14 protein-coding genes are annotated in these 15,488 nt (G+C 72.3%); 8 read left to right on the forward strand and 6 right to left on the reverse strand.

Annotated elements, in window-relative coordinates; genetic code table 11:
• Positions 1–23: 23 nt before the first annotated feature.
• The gene (locus ACFQRI_RS02890) at positions 24–344 is read right to left on the reverse strand and encodes a DUF6221 family protein (RefSeq protein ID WP_380664068.1); all 321 of its coding nucleotides are present in this window, start codon (positions 342–344) and stop codon (positions 24–26) included.
• Positions 345–560: 216 nt separating this feature from the next.
• Here ACFQRI_RS02890 and ACFQRI_RS02895 point away from each other — a divergent pair, with 216 nt between their 5' ends.
• A complete protein-coding gene (locus ACFQRI_RS02895; protein ID WP_380664070.1) occupies positions 561–1,661 on the forward strand; it encodes a peptidoglycan recognition protein family protein in 1,101 nt (366 codons plus the stop codon).
• A 50-nt stretch (positions 1,662–1,711) separates the two neighbouring features.
• On the opposite strand, the gene ACFQRI_RS02900 is transcribed toward ACFQRI_RS02895, so the two are convergent.
• The gene (locus ACFQRI_RS02900; protein ID WP_380664072.1) at positions 1,712–4,690 is read right to left on the reverse strand and encodes an alpha-mannosidase; all 2,979 of its coding nucleotides are present in this window, start codon (positions 4,688–4,690) and stop codon (positions 1,712–1,714) included.
• Positions 4,691–4,852: 162 nt separating this feature from the next.
• On the opposite strand from ACFQRI_RS02900, the gene ACFQRI_RS02905 reads away from it, so the two are divergent.
• The gene (locus ACFQRI_RS02905) at positions 4,853–5,113 is read left to right on the forward strand and encodes a Prokaryotic metallothionein (RefSeq protein ID WP_380664074.1); all 261 of its coding nucleotides are present in this window, start codon (positions 4,853–4,855) and stop codon (positions 5,111–5,113) included.
• A 487-nt stretch (positions 5,114–5,600) separates the two neighbouring features.
• Positions 5,601–6,362: a putative protein N(5)-glutamine methyltransferase gene (locus tag ACFQRI_RS02910; protein ID WP_380664076.1), complete on the forward strand. Its 762-nt coding sequence runs from the start codon at positions 5,601–5,603 to the stop codon at positions 6,360–6,362.
• A 168-nt stretch (positions 6,363–6,530) separates the two neighbouring features.
• Here the strand turns inward: ACFQRI_RS02910 and ACFQRI_RS02915 are convergent, their stop codons facing one another.
• Positions 6,531–7,058, reverse strand: coding sequence for a gamma carbonic anhydrase family protein (locus ACFQRI_RS02915; protein ID WP_380664078.1), 528 nt, complete (start codon positions 7,056–7,058; stop codon positions 6,531–6,533).
• Positions 7,055–7,801, reverse strand: coding sequence for a GntR family transcriptional regulator (locus ACFQRI_RS02920; protein WP_380664080.1), 747 nt, complete (start codon positions 7,799–7,801; stop codon positions 7,055–7,057). The genes ACFQRI_RS02915 and ACFQRI_RS02920 overlap by 4 nt, the downstream gene beginning before the upstream one ends.
• Positions 7,802–7,992: 191 nt before the next feature.
• Here ACFQRI_RS02920 and ACFQRI_RS02925 point away from each other — a divergent pair, with 191 nt between their 5' ends.
• From ACFQRI_RS02925 to ACFQRI_RS02945, 5 genes are read left to right on the forward strand one after another with little or no spacing between them, the layout of a single operon-like run.
• On the forward strand, positions 7,993–9,207 hold the full coding sequence (locus tag ACFQRI_RS02925; RefSeq protein WP_380664082.1) for a CaiB/BaiF CoA transferase family protein: 1,215 nt from the start codon (positions 7,993–7,995) through the stop codon (positions 9,205–9,207).
• A 23-nt stretch (positions 9,208–9,230) separates the two neighbouring features.
• Positions 9,231–10,211, forward strand: a complete 981-nt coding sequence (locus ACFQRI_RS02930) for a tripartite tricarboxylate transporter substrate binding protein (protein WP_380664084.1) — start codon at positions 9,231–9,233, stop codon at positions 10,209–10,211.
• Positions 10,208–10,708 (forward strand): tripartite tricarboxylate transporter TctB family protein, encoded by a 501-nt coding sequence (locus ACFQRI_RS02935; RefSeq protein ID WP_380664085.1) that lies wholly within the window; start codon positions 10,208–10,210, stop codon positions 10,706–10,708. The genes ACFQRI_RS02930 and ACFQRI_RS02935 overlap by 4 nt, the downstream gene beginning before the upstream one ends.
• Before the next feature lie 11 nt (positions 10,709–10,719).
• Complete coding sequence (locus tag ACFQRI_RS02940) at positions 10,720–12,222, forward strand: tripartite tricarboxylate transporter permease (RefSeq protein WP_380664087.1); 1,503 nt, start codon at positions 10,720–10,722, stop codon at positions 12,220–12,222.
• A complete protein-coding gene (locus ACFQRI_RS02945) occupies positions 12,212–12,985 on the forward strand; it encodes an enoyl-CoA hydratase/isomerase family protein (protein ID WP_380664089.1) in 774 nt (257 codons plus the stop codon). Before ACFQRI_RS02940 ends, ACFQRI_RS02945 begins: the two co-directional genes overlap by 11 nt.
• A 1-nt stretch (position 12,986) precedes the next feature.
• Here ACFQRI_RS02945 and ACFQRI_RS02950 read toward each other — a convergent pair whose 3' ends face one another.
• Positions 12,987–14,612 carry an ABC-F family ATP-binding cassette domain-containing protein gene (locus ACFQRI_RS02950; protein WP_380664091.1) on the reverse strand — a complete coding sequence of 542 codons (1,626 nt, stop codon included), beginning with the start codon at positions 14,610–14,612 and terminating at the stop codon, positions 12,987–12,989.
• A 309-nt stretch (positions 14,613–14,921) separates the two neighbouring features.
• Positions 14,922–15,464, reverse strand: coding sequence for a DUF1697 domain-containing protein (locus ACFQRI_RS02955; RefSeq protein WP_380664093.1), 543 nt, complete (start codon positions 15,462–15,464; stop codon positions 14,922–14,924).
• Positions 15,465–15,488: the final 24 nt, after the last annotated feature.

Genomic DNA, 15,488 nt, shown 5'->3' on the forward strand with positions numbered 1-15,488 from the left:
ACCGCTCCCCTGGTGTTGGTGGTTCAGGGGCGCCAGCGTTGCTGGTAGCCGGGGCGGTCGGTGTAGGGCAGGCCGAGGAGGGCTTTGGTGGGGCAGCCTCGTTCGTCTTGTTCGGGGTAGGTCTCCTTGAGGGTGTCGCAGGGGCCGGTTCCGGTGCCGCAGTGCTGGTGGGTGGTCAGCAGGCGGGTTTTGAGTTCGCATTCGCGGAAGCCGCGCAGCGAGGTGAGCACGGCTGCGGCTGCGGGTGGGGCGGTCTTCCCGGTTTCTTCGTCGTGCCTGGCTTGCCGGAGCAGTTCGAGGTCGATGTCGAGCTGGCGGCGCAGGAATCGGACGAAGCGGTCCATGGTTGGGCACTCCTGGTTGTCCCCGGTTCGTGTGGTCGGTGGGGAGATGCGGGAGTGGTGGGGGGATGACGCGGGTTGGACGTCTTGATCGTTTGTGAACTGCTGACCAACAATGGCGGTTTTTTGCCAGGAATTGCCCGGGGTTGGTTCGTTGCTCGTAGCGTGTCGGATTCCGAGGGCTGCGGCCCGGTTTCGACACGATCGCGGGAGTTGATGATGACGCTGGGAGATGTGCGCGTGGCGCGTCGGGTGCTGCTGGCCGGTGGGTTGGCGGCCACGGCGGTGACGGTCGCGGGGGTGCCGGCGGTGGCGCGGCCGCGGGTGCTGGCTCCGTCGATCTCCTCGACGGCCGAATGGGACGCGCGGGACGCGGCGGGCTCGATCGAGGTGCTGGACTCGAAGCCGGACAAGATCATCGTGCATCACACGGCCACCTCCAACGCGGTGGAGACCTCGCAGGCGCACGCCTTCGAGTTATGCAGGCAGGTACAGACCTTCCACATGGATTCCAACGGCTGGGTCGACACCGGTCAGAACTTCACCAACTCGCGCGGCGGGTACCTGATGGAGGGGCGGCACGAGTCGCTGGCGGCGCTGCGCGGGGGCAGCCAGCACGTCAAGGGCGCGCATGCCGGTGAGCAGAACTCGGTGGCGCTGGGCATCGAGAACGAGGGGACCTACACCGAGGCGGAGGTCCCCTCGGCGCTGTGGGACTCGCTGGTGGAGCTGTGCTCCTACATGGTTTCGCAGTACGGCATCGAGGCCGGGGCGATCTACGGGCACCGGGATCACATGGCCACGGCGTGCCCGGGTGATGTGCTCTACGCGCGGTTGCCGGAGCTGCGCGAGGCGGTGGCCGCGCGGGCGGGGGTGTCGGTGGTGCAGCCGGTGAGCTGGCCGCTGGTGCGTCCCGGTGAGGCCGGTGCGCGGGTGTCGGCGTTGCAGTGGTTGTTGCGGGCCGCGGGGTTCGCGGTGCCGGTGGACGGCGCGTTCGGTGCGGGCACGCAGCGGGCTGCTGGTGAGGTGGTGCGGCGCCGGGGTGCGGTGGGGCCGTCGTGCTCGGCCTCGCGGGTGGCCGAGCCGGGGTTGTTCGGCGGGCTGGCCTGGGAGCTGGTGACTCCGGTGCTGGCGCGGGGTGCTTCGGGTGATGCGGTGCGCGCGGCGCAGGTGCTGCTGGGTCGGCGCGGGGTGTCGGTGGCCGTCGACGGTGTCTTCGGGGCGGGGATGCTGGCCGCGGTGCGCGAGTTCCAGGGCGTGCGGGGCGTGGCGGTCTCGGGGGTGGTCGACGGGGTGCTGTGGCGGTCGTTGTTGGGGTGATGGCCGCACCGCTGCCCTGCCCCCCGCGCTGCGCGGGGGGCAGGGTGCGTTCAGGCGCGGGTGATGCGCAGGGTGCGGATCTCGAAGGGGCGCAGGTGCTGCTGCCCGCCGGGGTCTTCGGGGGTGTGGGTGGGGCGTTCGAGCAGGTCGGTGCGGGTGATGCTGGCTGCGGGGAAGCTGGTGGTCAGGTGGGTGCGGGCTTGTGCGCCGCGGGATTCGTAGAGGCGCACGACGAGGTCGCCGGTGCGGTCGTCGGCGAGCTTGACGCTCTCGGCGATGACGTGGGGGTTGTCGAGGGTGATCAGGGGTGGGGTGCTGCGGTGGCCGGTGGTGGTGCGGGTGGGCAGGTTGAGGTGGTAGCCCTCGCGGACGGCGTCGGGGATGTCGGCGCCGATGAGCAGGCTGTGGCGCAGGGTGTGGTGGCCGTGGTCGGTGTCGGGGTCGGGGAATCGGGGTGCGCGCAGCAGCGAGGGGCGCACCGTGGTGGTGGTTGCGCCGTCGGTGCGGGTGTGGCGGGTGACGTCGTGGCCGTAGGTGGAGTCGTTGATCAGGGCGTGGCCGTATCCGGGTTCGGTGACGTGCAGGTAGCGGTGGGCGCAGATCTCGAAGCGGGCGGCCTCCCAGGAGGTGTTGGTATGGGTGGGGCGCATGACGTGGCCGAATTGGGTTTCGGCGGCGCTGCGGTCGGCGTGGACGTCGAGGGGGAAGGCGGCTTTGAGGAGTTTTTCGCTCTCGTGCCAGTCGATGTCGGTGGTGATGTCGATGCGTGGTGCGTCGGTGGGCAGGCGCAGGGTTTGGGTGAGGGTGGAGCGGCCGAAGCTGCGGTGCACGAGCACGGCGTCGGGGTGCAGTTCGATGCCGTCGGTGTCGGTGAGGTCGTGGGTGGTGTTGCGGTAGAAGCCGTCGATGTCCCAGGCGTCCCAGGCGTTGGGGTGGTCGGGGTGCAGTTGCAGGAGGTTGGCGGGTGCGGCGAGGGCTTGGCGGTCGGCGTGGTGGTCGTGGATCGAGGTCAGCAGGCCGCGGGTGTCGATGGTGGCGCGGATGTGGCCGTTGTCGAGGGTGGTGGTGCCGTCGGGGTGGCGTTGGGGTGCGGTGTGCTCGGGTGGTGCGGTGGTGGCCGAGCCGAGCGCGGGGACGCCGTGGCGGGCGTGGGGTGCGGCGTTGAAGGTGATCGGGGTGGTGCCGTGGCCGGCGAGTGCGCGCTGGGCGGTGGTGATGATCTCGTCGAGCTCGGTGGCGATGCGGGCGTAGGTGGCTTCGGCTTCGCGGTGGACCCAGGCGATCGACGAGCCGGGCAGGATGTCGTGGAACTGGTTGAGCAGGACTTGTTTCCAGATGCGGTCGAGCTGCTCGTGCGGGTAGGGGTGCTCGGTTGAGATCGCTGCGGTGGCCGCCCACAGCTCGGCTTCGCGCAGGAGGTGTTCGCTGCGCCGGTTGCCTTGTTTGGTGCGGGTTTGGGAGGTGTAGGTGCCGCGGTGGGCTTCGAGGTAGAGCTCGCCGGACCACACGGCGGGTCGGGGGTGGTCGGCTTCGGCGGCGGTAAAGAACTCCTCGGGGGTGTGCAGGTGGACCTGGGGTGAGCCTTCGAGGTTTCGGGTGCGGTGGGCGCGTTCGAGCATCTCGCGGGTGGGGCCTCCGCCGCCGTCGCCGTGGCCGAAGGCCAGCAGGGAGCGGCGGGCGCGGCCGGCTTCGCGGAAGTTGTTCTGGGCGCGGGCGAGTTCGGCGCCGGTGACTTCGGCGTTGTAGGTGTCGGCGGGTGGGAAGTGGGTGAGCACGCGGGTGCCGTCGATGCCTTCCCAGTGGAAGGTGTGGTGCGGGAAGCGGTTGGTCTGGTTCCAGGAGAGCTTCTGGGTGAGGAACCAGCGGGAGCCGGAGTGGGTGATCAGTTGGGGCAGGGCCGCGGAGTAGCCGAAGGAGTCGGGCAGCCAGACCTCGCGGGTTTCGATGCCGAGTTCGTCGAGGAAGAAGCGCTTGCCGGTGATCAGCTGGCGGGCCAGCGCTTCGCCGCCGGGCATGTTGGTGTCGGATTCGACCCACATGCCGCCGGTGGGGACGAATTGGCCGGTGGCCACGTGGCCGCGGAGGCGTTCGAACAGCGCTGGGTGGTGGGTTTTGAGCCAGTCGAACTGCTGGGCCTGCGACATGGCGAAGTGGAACTGGGGGTCGGCCTCCATCAGGGTGGTGACGTTGGCGGTGGTGCGGGCGATCTTGCGGATGGTTTCGCGGATGGGCCACAGCCAGGCCGAGTCGATGTGGGCGTGGCCGACCGCGGAGATCTGGTGGGCGCTGGGGTGGGCGGGGCTGGCCAGGGCCTCCGCGAGGTGGCTGCGCGCGGTGGTGGCGGTGGCGGGGATGTCGTGCAGGTCGAGGGCGTCGAGCATGCGTTCCAGGCAGCGCAGGATGTCGTGGCGCCGCGGTGAGGTCTCGGGCAGTTCGCGCATGAGCTGGTCGAGGACCTGGGCGTCGTGGAACAGGGCGGTGACCTCGGGGTGGCGGATGCTGAGGTCGGCTTGTCGGAGCCGGTAGAGGGGCGGGCCGTCGGGGGTGGGTGCGGTGCCCAGGTCGGTGGGTTGGAAGCCGCGGGTGCCGAGGATGTCGGGGTTGGCGGCGGCTTCGACGTAGAAGGTGTGCTTGCCGGGGGTGTCGGGCAGGGCGAGGTGGGTGTTGAGCGGGTTGAGGCCTTTGCGGGGCTGGCCTTCGGGGGTGTAGACGAGGCCTTCGCACTGGAAGCCGGGGCGTTCGTCGAGCGAGCCGAGGTTGATGCGCGCTTCGACGGTGCGGCCGTGCCAGTGCGGGGGGATCTCGGCGGTGAAGCGGAACCAGGCGGTGCCCCAGGCCGGTCCCCAGGGGTGGCCGAGTTCGGCGGGTTGGTAGTCGGCGGCGAGGGCTTCGGCGACGTCGACGGGTTCGCCCGGGGTGTGCCACACGGCGATCTCGAGGGGGCGGGTGTCGGTGTGCTGGGCGGGGTGCAGGCGCTGGTGCAGGACGCGGTCGAGGCGTTGTTCGATGATCCGGCGGTCGTCGTGCATGGGGCGGCTCCCCTGGGGGCGGTGGTGCGGGCGTGGATCATGCTGGCACACCGGTGGTGGGGTCTCGGGGTCTTCGCGCTGCTCCGCGGTTGCCGAGGTATTGCTGCGCACGCATGCTCGTGCGTGTCGATGGCCGTCGCCGCGTGAAGGGGTGTAGGTGTCATGGGGACCTGCGAGGTCTGCGGGAACGACTACTGGATGAGCTTTCAGGTGCACACCGTCAGCGGTGGGGTGCACACGTTTGATTCCTTCGAGTGCGCCGCGCAGCGGTTGGCTCCGCAGTGCGAGCACTGCGGGTGCCGGATCTTGGGGCACGGCGTGGAGGCCAGCGGGCGGTTCTTCTGCTGCGCGCACTGCGCGCGGCAGTCGGACATGTCGGTGGCCGGTGAGCTGCGGGATGCGGTCGGGGCGCATCCGGGCTGAGGTGGTCTTCACCCGGTGGTGGGTGACACAACCGTCATTGTCGTTACGGGTTCGTTATGCGACGGTGGAAACACTGCAGCGACCTGCGGCGATGTAATCAATGAGACGGTTTGACTCGCCCGGAGAGCGGGGTCTTGCGGGACCCGGGGGCTTGACAGCGAGCAAGCGCGCCGTCATCGCATCAATTCCCTTCGTTTTCTGTAGTGGAGGCCCCGATGGCTGGTTTGGTTCGCTGGCTGGGTGACATGGCGCGCGAGATGGAGCGGGCTCGCTCCCAGATGCGCCACCCCGACTCGCACCAGCCCGACCGCACCCGCGGCTGAGCACGCGAGACCAGCAGCGGCCCCGCGACCCGATGAGGTCGCGGGGCCGCTGTCGTTCCCACCCCAGCCCGCAGCGCGTCCGCGGGTCGCTCCCCTGCCCCACCGCCTTCCCCGCGGCGGTGACCTCGGTCCGCCCGCCGCGGCAGCTGTGCGAGGGTGTGGGCGTGGACGAGGTGGTGGCGCGGTTGCGCCGAGCGGGGTGCGTGTTCGCCGAGGACGAGGCCGAGCTGCTGCGCGCCGAGGCGGGCGCTGATGCCGACCGGTTGGCGCGGTTGATCGACCAGCGGGTGCGCGGCAACCCGCTCGAGCACGTGCTGGGGTGGGTGCGGTTCTGCGGTTTGCGGATCCACCTCGTGGCAGGGGTGTTCGTGCCGCGGCGGCGCACCGAGCTGTTGGCCCGGCAGGCCTGCGAGCGGCTGGGCGATGGTGCGGTGGCCGTGGACGTGTGCTGCGGCAGCGGCGCGGTGGCCGCCGCGGTGCAGCACGCGGTGCCGGGGGCTCAGGTGTGGGCCTGCGATGTCGACGATCGGGCGGTGGCCTGCGCGCGGAGGAACCTCGGTGCCGAGCGGGTGCGCGGCGGTGACCTCTTCGACGGGCTGCCGGGCCAGCTGCGGGGCCGGGTGCGGGTGATCACCGCCAACGCCCCCTACGTGCCCAGCGCGGCGGTGGGCACGATGCCGCCGGAGGCCCGCGAGTACGAGCCGCGCACCGCGCTCGACGGGGGCGGTGATGGGCTCGGGGTGCAGCGCCGGGTGATCGCCGAGGCCGTCGGCTGGTTGACCCCGGGCGGGTCGGTGCTGATCGAGACCGGTGCCGATCAGGCGGCCCGCACCGCCGAGCTGCTCGACGGCGCGGGCCTGCTCGCGCGGATCGAGTCGTGCGCCGAGCTGGATGCCACGGTGGCCGTGGGCACCCGCACGACCTAGGCGGAAGCGCTCAGCGGAGCGCTCAGGGGCGGCTTGTGCGCCCCGTGCCATCGCGCTCGGGCACCGGTGGCTCCCGACAACCCCCGCGGAGTCGCCTTCGATCGGCGCGGCCCCCGGTCCACCGGCGAGCGGGCGGTCGGCTCGTGGCGCGAGCCCGGCCGCAGGTCCTCAGCCGCTCAGGCCGTCGCGGTGCTTGGCCGCGAGGTTGAGGTACTGCTCGACCGACAGGGCCAGTCCGGCCTTCTCCTCGTCGGTGAGCTCGCGGCGGATCTTGCCGGGGGTGCCGGCCACCAGCGAGCCCGGCGGGATCTCGGTTCCTTCCAGCACCACCGCCCCGGCGGCCACCAGCGAGCCCGCTCCGATGCGCGCGCCGTTGAGCACGACCGCGCCCATGCCGATGAGGCTGCCGGACTCCACGGTGCAGCCGTGCAGCACCGCGCGGTGCCCGACGGTGACCTCGGAGTGGATGTGGGCGGGAAAGCCCGGGTCGGCGTGCAGCACGCAGCCGTCCTGGATGTTGGTGGCCGCCCCGATGGTGATGTCCTCCTGGTCGCCGCGCAGCACCGACTGGTACCAGATGCTGGCGCGTTCGGCGATGCTGACCCGGCCGATGAGGGTGGCGCCGGGGGCCACGAACGCCGCGGGGTCGATGCCGGGGCTGATGCCGTCGACGGTCACGGTCTGCGGTGCGGTCACGCTGGGTCGTCCTTTCGGTCGCGCTGGGCTGCCAGCCAGGTCAGCGCCTCGTCGGTGTGTCCCTCCACTGTGTCCTCGATGCCTTCGAGGAAGCTGCGGTCGCCGTGCGCGGCGAGTTCGGCCAGCACGGCCTCCGGGTCGCCGGTTTCGACGATCTCCAGCAGGCGGGCGTGCCGGGCCACGTCGCCGGTGAGGCTCTCGTGCTCCTCGCGCACCCGCCTGTTGAGCGCCATGACCAGCATCATCTGCAGCTGCAGGGAGCGGTAGGACTCCTCGAGGCGCCGGTGCCCGGACAGCCCCACCACCGAGACGTGGAACTCGAAGGAGCGCTGCAGGTACTCGGGGCGGTCGCCGGCCTCGGCCGCGGCGGTCATCTGGGCCAGGGCCGCCTGGCAGCGCCGCAGGCGGGCGGGGTCGGCCACCGGGACGCCCAACCGGACGGCCAGGCGCTCGAACTCGGCGCGCAGGGTGCAGATCTCGTAGATGTCGTGCAGCGTCAGCGGTGTCACGATCGCGCCCCTGCGGGGCAGCTGGCGCACCAGGCCTTCGCGTTCGAGCACCCGCAGCGCTTCGCGCAGCGGCGGGCGGGAGATGCCCAGCTGGCCGGTGAGGCGGTTCTCCACGATGCGCTGTCCGCACAGCAGCTCGCCGCCGACGATCATGCGGCGCAGCGCGTCGGCGGCGAGCTCGACGAGGCTGGGCGGCGCGACGATGCCGGGGGCGTGCGGGGTTTGGTCGGTCACGGCCGGTGCGGTCTCCTCTGGCGCGCGGGTGCGGGTGTGCTGATCGTAGGTCAGCGGGTCGTTGCTCTGTGCGGGGCAATCTGGTGGGTGCGAGCTTGTCAGCCCCGAACTGCCTGCTGTAGACAAAAGTCAGGTGATGCCGATCACGGTACTCCCCCGTCGTCGGTCCCCGAACCCGCTTGGAGCCGCTCATGACGACCCGCCCGGATCCTCGAGCACCCCTGGCCGGGGTGCGGGTGGTCGAGATCGGCGCGTTCATGGCCGCGCCGTTCGCCGCGATGCAGCTGGCCGACCTCGGCGCCGACGTGATCAAGGTGGAAAACCCCGCGGGCGGAGACCCGGTGCGCCAGACCGGCCCGTTCCTCGACGAGCACTCCTCACCGTTCCTGCGGCTCAACCGCAACAAGCGCTCGGTGGCCCTCGACCTCAAAACCCCGCGCGGGGCCCGGGTTCTCGAACGGCTGCTGGGCAGCGCCGACGTGCTGGTGCAAAACCTCCGGCCCGGAGCGCTGGAGACCCTCGGCTTCGGCCACCAGCAGGTGCTCGACCGGCACCCCCGGCTGATCTACGTCTCGGTGTCGGGCTGGGGCCAGGACGGGCCGCTGTCGGAGCACCCCGGCCTGGACATCATGGCCCAGGCCCGCGCCGGGCTGATGAGCATCACCGGCCAACCCGAGCAAGCACCGGTCAAGGTCGGCGTTCCGGTCTGCGACCTGGTCTGCGGGCTCTACGCGGCGATGAGCGCCATGGCCGCCCTGCGCGCCCGCGAGCACACCGGCGCAGGCCAGCACGTCGACGTGTCGCTGTTCGAAGCCGGGGTGTCGCTGGCCGTTTGGGAAGCGGGCACCTACTTCGCCACCGGCCAACCCGGGCGCAAGCACGGTTCGGCCCACCAGAACAGCGCCCCGTACCAGGCGGTGCGCAGCAAGGACGGGTGGGTGACCGTCGGGGCCACCACCGACAAGACCTGGCCCGCCTTCTGCCGCGCGCTGGGCATGCCCGAGCTGCTGACCGAGGCCCGCTACGAGACCTCCTACCAGCGCTACCAGCACCGCGCCGAGCTCATCGCCGCCATCGAGGCCACCACCGCCGAACTGCCCAGCGCCGAGATCGTGCGGCTGCTGGTCGACGCCGGTGTGCCGTGCGCCCCGATCAGCTCCACCGACGAGGTCTTCACCGACCCGCACCTGCACCAGCGCGGGTTCTTCTGGCAGGCCCCGCACCCCCAGCTGGGTGCGGTGGCCCAGATCGGCTCGCCCATGCGGCTGGCCGAGACCCCACCGCGCCGCACCGCGGCCGGACCGGGATTGGGTGCGCACACCGAGCAGGTCCTGGCCGAGTGCGGGCTGGACGCCGGTGAGATCGCGCGACTGGCCGACGACGGAGTCATCGGCCCGACCGACTAGCAGCGCGGGCTCGAGGAGGAGCGATGCGCAGATCACGAGCCACGGCCGCGGCCGCCGGGGCGCTGGCGGTGGCCCTGGCCGCGGGGTGCGCCTCCGGATCGGCCGGCGAGAGCGCCGCGGGCACCGGAGGACCGCGCCCGGTGGGCCCGGTGACGATGGTGGTGCCCTTCGCCGCCGGTGGGGGCAGCGACATCGCCGGGCGCGCGGTGGCCGACGGGCTGGCCTCGGTGACCCCGGGGCTGCGGGTCGACGTGGACAACCGCGAAGGCGGGCAGGGCGCGGTGGGCTACTCCTACCTGCTGGGCAAGCGCGGCTCGCCGAACTTCCTGCTGGCCACCGAAACCTCGCTGCTGGCCATCCCCGCCGCGGTCGAGGTGCCCTTCTCCCACCGCGACTACACCCCGATCATGAAGCTCGGCCACGACTACACGCTGTTGGTCACCCGCCCCGACTCGCCCATCACCAGCTGCGCGCAAGCCGCCGAGGCCTCGCGCCAGCGACGCGTGCTGGCCGGCATCTCCGGGGCCATGGGGCCCGATGCGGTGGTCTTCGACCAGCTCAACCGCGAGGCCGGGGCGCGCATCGACACCGTGCCCTACCAGGGCGGCGGGGAGACCATGGCCGCGGTGCTGGGCGGGCAGGTCGAGCTGGCCTCGCTCAACCCCAGCGAAGTCATCGGGCAGCTGCGCGCCGGCGAGCTCAAGGCGTTGTGCGTGTTCGCCGACCAGCGCTACACCTACCCCGAACTCGCCGACGTGCCCACCTCGGTGGAACAAGGCGTGCCGGTGGTCTTCGCGCAGTTCCGCGGGGTCATCGCCCCCGGAGGGCTCAACCCGCGGGCGCGGCGCTACTGGATCGACGCCGCCCGCCGCTTCGCCGGCTCACCGGCCTACCGCGACTACATCGCCTCGGAGTACCTGCAGCCGCGGCCCGCCTTCGGCGAGGACTTCGCCGACTACCTGGCCGCGGCGCGCACCGACATCGAGCAGGTGGTGTCGCGATGAGCCCGGCCCGCGCGCAGGTGGTGTGCTTCGCGGTGCTGACCGTGCTCGGGCTGGCCTTCGCCGCGACCGCACCCGGGTACGGGGTGCTGGCCGAGCAGGGCCGCATCGGGCCGGGTTTCCTGCCGCTGGTGGGCGGGCTGGCGCTGGCGGGCTTCTCCGCGGCGCTGCTGGTCGCGCAGCTGCGCGACCGCCCGCCCGCCGACGACGATGGCGCGGCCGACGACGGCGCGGGGGTCGACGACTTCGGGCGCAGCCGGGCCCAGCGAGCGCGGATCCTGCGGCGGGTGCTGGTGCTGCTGCCGGCGGCGGTGCTGGCCGTGCCGCTGCTGGGGATGGTGGTGTCCTTCGCCGCGCTGGTGCTGGTGATCTCGGTGTGGCTGGAAGGTCGCCGCCTGGCCGAGTCGCTGCTGCTGTCGGCCGCGGCCGGTGCGGCGATCCACGCGGTGTTCGCCGTGGCGCTGCAAGTTCCCCTGCCCACCGGCCTGCTGGGCTCGTGAAGGGAGTTGCGGTGTTGGACAACCTGCTCCTGGGCCTGTCGACCGCGCTGAGCCCGACCAACCTGGCGTGGTGCTTCGCCGGGGTGCTGCTGGGCACGATCATCGGGCTGCTGCCCGGTATGGGCTCGGCCACCGGGGTGGCCATCCTCATCCCGCTGACCCTGACCGTCGAGCCGGTCACCGCGCTGATCATGCTGGCCGGCATCTACTACGGCGCCCAGTACGGCGGCACGATCACCTCGGTGCTGCTGTCGACCCCGGGCGAGGCCGCCACCGTGGTCACCACCCTCGACGGCTACCAGATGGCCCGCCGGGGCCGGGCCGGGGCGGCGCTGGCGATCGCGGCGATCGGGTCGTTCACGGCCGGGATGGTCTCGCTGGTGCTGCTGGCCGCGCTGGCCCCGCCGATCGCGGCGGTGGCGCTGCGCTTCGGGCCACCGGAGAACCTGGCGGTCATGGTGCTGGCCCTGGTGACCATGGTGGTGTGCTCGACCGGGTCGAAACTGCGCGCCGCGGCCATGGCCTGCGCGGGGGTGCTGCTGGCCTGCGTGGGCATGGACGCGGCCACCGGCCAGTCCCGCTACACCTTCGGATCGGTCGACCTGCTCTCCGGCGTGCCCTACGTCGAAGTGGTCATCGGGTTGTTCGCCGTGGGAGAGGTGCTGCACCAGATCCGGGTCGGCGCGTCGCGGCCGATCCGCGCGGGATTTCGCGACCTGGTGATCTCGCGACGCGAGGTCGCCGAATCGGCTCCCTCGATCGGGCGCGGCAGCCTCATCGGCTTCACCCTGGGCACCCTGCCCGGCGCGGGATCGACCCTGGCGTCGTTCCTGGCCTACGGGCTGGAGCGGCGGATCTCGCGCAACCGGGCGAACTTCGGGCGCGGCGCCATCCAGGGCGTGGCCGCCCCCGAGTCGGCCAACAACGCCGCGGCCAACGCCAACTTCATCCCCACCCTGACCCTGGGCATCCCCGGCGGGGCCACCACCGCGGTGCTGCTGGGCGCCTTCACCGTCTACGGGCTGCAGCCCGGCCCGCTGCTGTTCGACGAGCAACCCGAGCTGGTGTGGGGCCTGCTGGTGTCGTTCTTCCTCGGCAACCTCATCCTGCTGGTGCTCAACCTGCCGCTGGCGCCGGTGTTCGCCCAGCTTCTGCGCGTGCCCTACGGCTACCTCTACCCGCTGATCCTGTTCACCAGCTTCGTGGGCGCCTACGCCATCGACAACAACTTCTTCAGCGTCTGGCTGGTGCTGGTCTTCGGCGTGATCGGGTACGGCATGAAGCGCCTCGACCTGCCGCTGGCCCCGCTGGTGGTGGGCGTGGTCATCGGCGGGCTGTTCGAAAAGGCCCTGGTGCAGAGCTCCTACCTGCTCGACGGCGATCTCGCGCTGGTGGCCACCCGCCCGATCGCGGCGAGCGTGCTGGTGCTGGCCGCGCTGCTGGTCGTCTCCCCCGCCCTGGCCGGCAGGCTGGGCCGACAACGGAAGGAAACCACCCGAACCCATGTCCGATGACCTGCTGGTGACCCGCCGCGGCGGGCTGCTGCACGTGACCTTCAACCGCCCCGCCCAGCGCAACGCCATGAGCTGGCAGATGTACGAGGGCCTGCTGGCCGCCATCGACCAGGCCGACTCCGATGCGGACATCCGCGCGATGGTGCTGCGCGGCGCCGGTGACGAGGCGTTCGTGGCAGGCACCGACATCGCCCAGTTCGCCGAGTTCGCAACCGGGCAGGACGGGCTGGACTACGAAGCCAGGATGCAGGTGGTCGTCGACCGCCTGGAAGCCTGCCGGGTGCCCACCGTGGCCGGCATCTCCGGCTACTGCGTGGGCGCGGGCCTCGCCCTGGCTGCCGCCAGCGACATCCGGGTGGCCACCCGCACCGCGCGCTTCGGGGTTCCGGTGGCCCGCACGCTGGGCAACTGCCTGTCGATGAACACCTGCTCGCTGCTGGTGTTCCACCTCGGACCGTCGCGGACCAAGGACATGCTGCTGCGCGCGCGGATGCTCGATGCCCAGCAGGCCGCCGACGCCGGCTTCCTCGCCGAGGTCTGCCAGCTCGGCGAGCTCGACAGCACCATCACCGCGGTCACCGACCGGCTGCTCGAACACGCGCCGCTGACGATGTGGGCCAGCAAGCAAGCCGTGCGGCGGCTGCGCATCGCCAACCTGCCCGACGGCGACGACCTGGTGCGCGCGGTGTTCTCCAGCCACGACTTCCACCGCGGGGTGCGGGCGTTCGTGGACAAGACCCCGGCCGAGTGGACCGGCAGCTGACCTAGGGCAGCGACTCGGCCTGCTGCGGCTCGATCTCGGTGAGCTCGTCGGCCAGCAGCAGCCACCGGGTGGGCTGGCAGGCCCGCAGGAACGCCACGTCGTGCGCGGCGATCACCAGCGCACCGCCGAAACCCGCGAGCGCACCGGTCAACGCCTCCACGCTGCCCAGATCGAGGTTGTTGGTGGGCTCGTCGAGCAGCAGCAGCTGCGGGGCCGGCTCGGCCAGCAGCACCGCGGCCAGGCTGGCCCGCAGCCGCTCCCCGCCGGACAAGCTCGACACCGGCTGCTCGGCGCGGTCGCCGGCAAACAGCATCCGCGCCAGCTGGGCGCGGATGTCGGTGGTGCCCATGCCCGGGGCGAGCGCGGCGATGTTGCCCGCCACCGACAACCGCTCGTCGAGCACGTCGAGGCGCTGCGGCAACAACCGCACCGGCACCGGAACCGACACCTCGCCCGAAGCCGCCGCCAGCTGACCGGCCAGCACCCGCAGCAGCGTCGTCTTGCCGCTGCCGTTGCGGCCCAGCAGCGCGATGCGCTCGGGCCCGTGGAGGTTCAGATCGATCTCGGCCCGGCTGCCCCGCGGCAGCGCCACCCCGCGCAACCGCGCCACCACCCGGCTGCCCGGCACCGCGGTGCCGGGCAGGTCCGCGCGGATCCGCTCGTCCTGACGCACCTCCAGCTCGGCCTGCTCGCGCTGCCGGCGCGCGGCGTCCAACCGGTCCTGGCCCACCGCGCGCAGCTTGCCCGCCGACTGCTGGGCGGCGCGCTTCTTCTCCCCGGCCACGATCTTGGGCAGCCCGTCGGCGGCAGCGCGGCCCGCGCGGGCCCGCCGGGCGAGCTTGATCTCGGCGTCGACCAGTTCGCGCCTGTGCTTGCGCTCGGCGGACTCGGCTGCGCGCAGGGCGCGCTGCGCGGCCTGCTGCCGGGTGGCCACCGCCTGCTCGTGGGCCCGCAGCCCGCCGGTGGTGAAGTTCAGCGCGCCCTCGCGCAGCTCGGCGATGCGGTCGACGTGCTCGAGCAGGTCGCGGTCGTGGGAGACCACCACCAGCGTGCCCTGGCGCCAGGAGCTCAGCGCCTGCCGCAGGCGGTGGCGGGCGTGCACGTCGAGGTTGTTGGTGGGCTCGTCGAGCAGCAGCACCCGGGGGCGGGCCAGCAGCTGCGCGGCCAGGGCCAGCAGCACCGCTTGCCCGCCGGAGAGCTCACCGACGGTGCGCTGCGGGGCGACCTCGCCGAGACCGAGCTGTTCGAGCACCGCCCGGGTTCGCTCCTCGACGTCCCAGTCGGTTCCGACGACGTCGAGGAGGGCTTGGGTGACCTCCCCGGCCTCGATGGCCGCCAGGGCGCGGCGCTTGTCGGCGATGCCCAGCACCTGCTCCACGCGCAGCTCGGTGGCCAGCGTGATCTGCTGGGGCAGGTAGCCCACCGGGCCGGTGAGCAGCACTCGCCCCGCGGTGGGGGTGAGCTCGCCGGCCAGCAGGCGCAGCAGGCTGGACTTGCCGCTGCCGTTGGCGCCGACGAGCCCGGTGCGCCCGGGCGGGAAGCTGGCGGTCAGGTCGGTCAGCAGCGGTGTTCCATCCGGCCAGGTGAGGCTGAGCTGGGTGCAGGTGACCGAGGCGTGCTCTGCCATGGGCTGTCTCGCTTTCGCGGGCTCGCTCGTCGACGGGGTTCTCGGGTGTGCGAGCACCGCGCGGTCAGCACCAGCGCGTTCCACCGCGGCCGGGTGGGGGTGGCGCGCCGGGAGCTGAGGTCGCCTCCGCGCCTGCCCGGGCGCACGAGCACCTGCTCGTGCGCGGGCCTGGGCCGCGCCCGGTGGGCGGGCCGTTTCGCGCGGTGTTCGCCGACCTCAGCTGAGCAATGTCCACCTCGAAGGCAGGTGACAGGACGCCGCGGAGCTTAACCGACCGCCGGCCGGGGTGTCGCGCCGTTTTCCCTCGGTTCAGGTGGCGGCCAGTTCGCTCACCGCCCGCACGGTGCGCCAGTTGCGGCAGGTCACCGGTGTGCCCAGGTGTTTGGCCAGGTGCGCGGTGGTGAGCTTGGAACGTCCCATTCCGCTGGGGTAGTGCAGCGCGATCTCCCCGCGCCACCAGCTGACCTGCTCGTCACCGGCGATCGGCACGCCGGCCACCGCCTCCCGCGAGACCGGCAGCACGGGGAAGGCGACCTGCAGGTTCTGCGGCGTGGTCTGCCCGGCGTCGTGGGGATGACCGGCTGAGGCCAGTTCGACGATCGCCTCGGCGGGGCGCACCACGACCTCGGTGGCCAGCCCGTCGTCGGCCAGCACCGCCCGCAGCACCTCGGCGACGGCGTCCGGATCGGACTGCTCGGCGTCCAACACCACGTTGCCCGACTGCAGGTAGGTGCGCGCCCGGGTCGCCCCGGCGATCTCGGCGAGCTCGCGCAACCGCGCCATCGGCAAGCGATGGCGCGCCCCGAGGTTGACCGCGCGCAGCAGCGCCACGTAGGTGTGCACCGGGCTCATGCTGCCACCGCGTCGGCCCGCGCG

The sequence above is a fragment of the Saccharopolyspora griseoalba genome (assembly GCF_042665275.1).
Lineage (GTDB): Bacteria > Actinomycetota > Actinomycetes > Mycobacteriales > Pseudonocardiaceae > Saccharopolyspora > Saccharopolyspora griseoalba.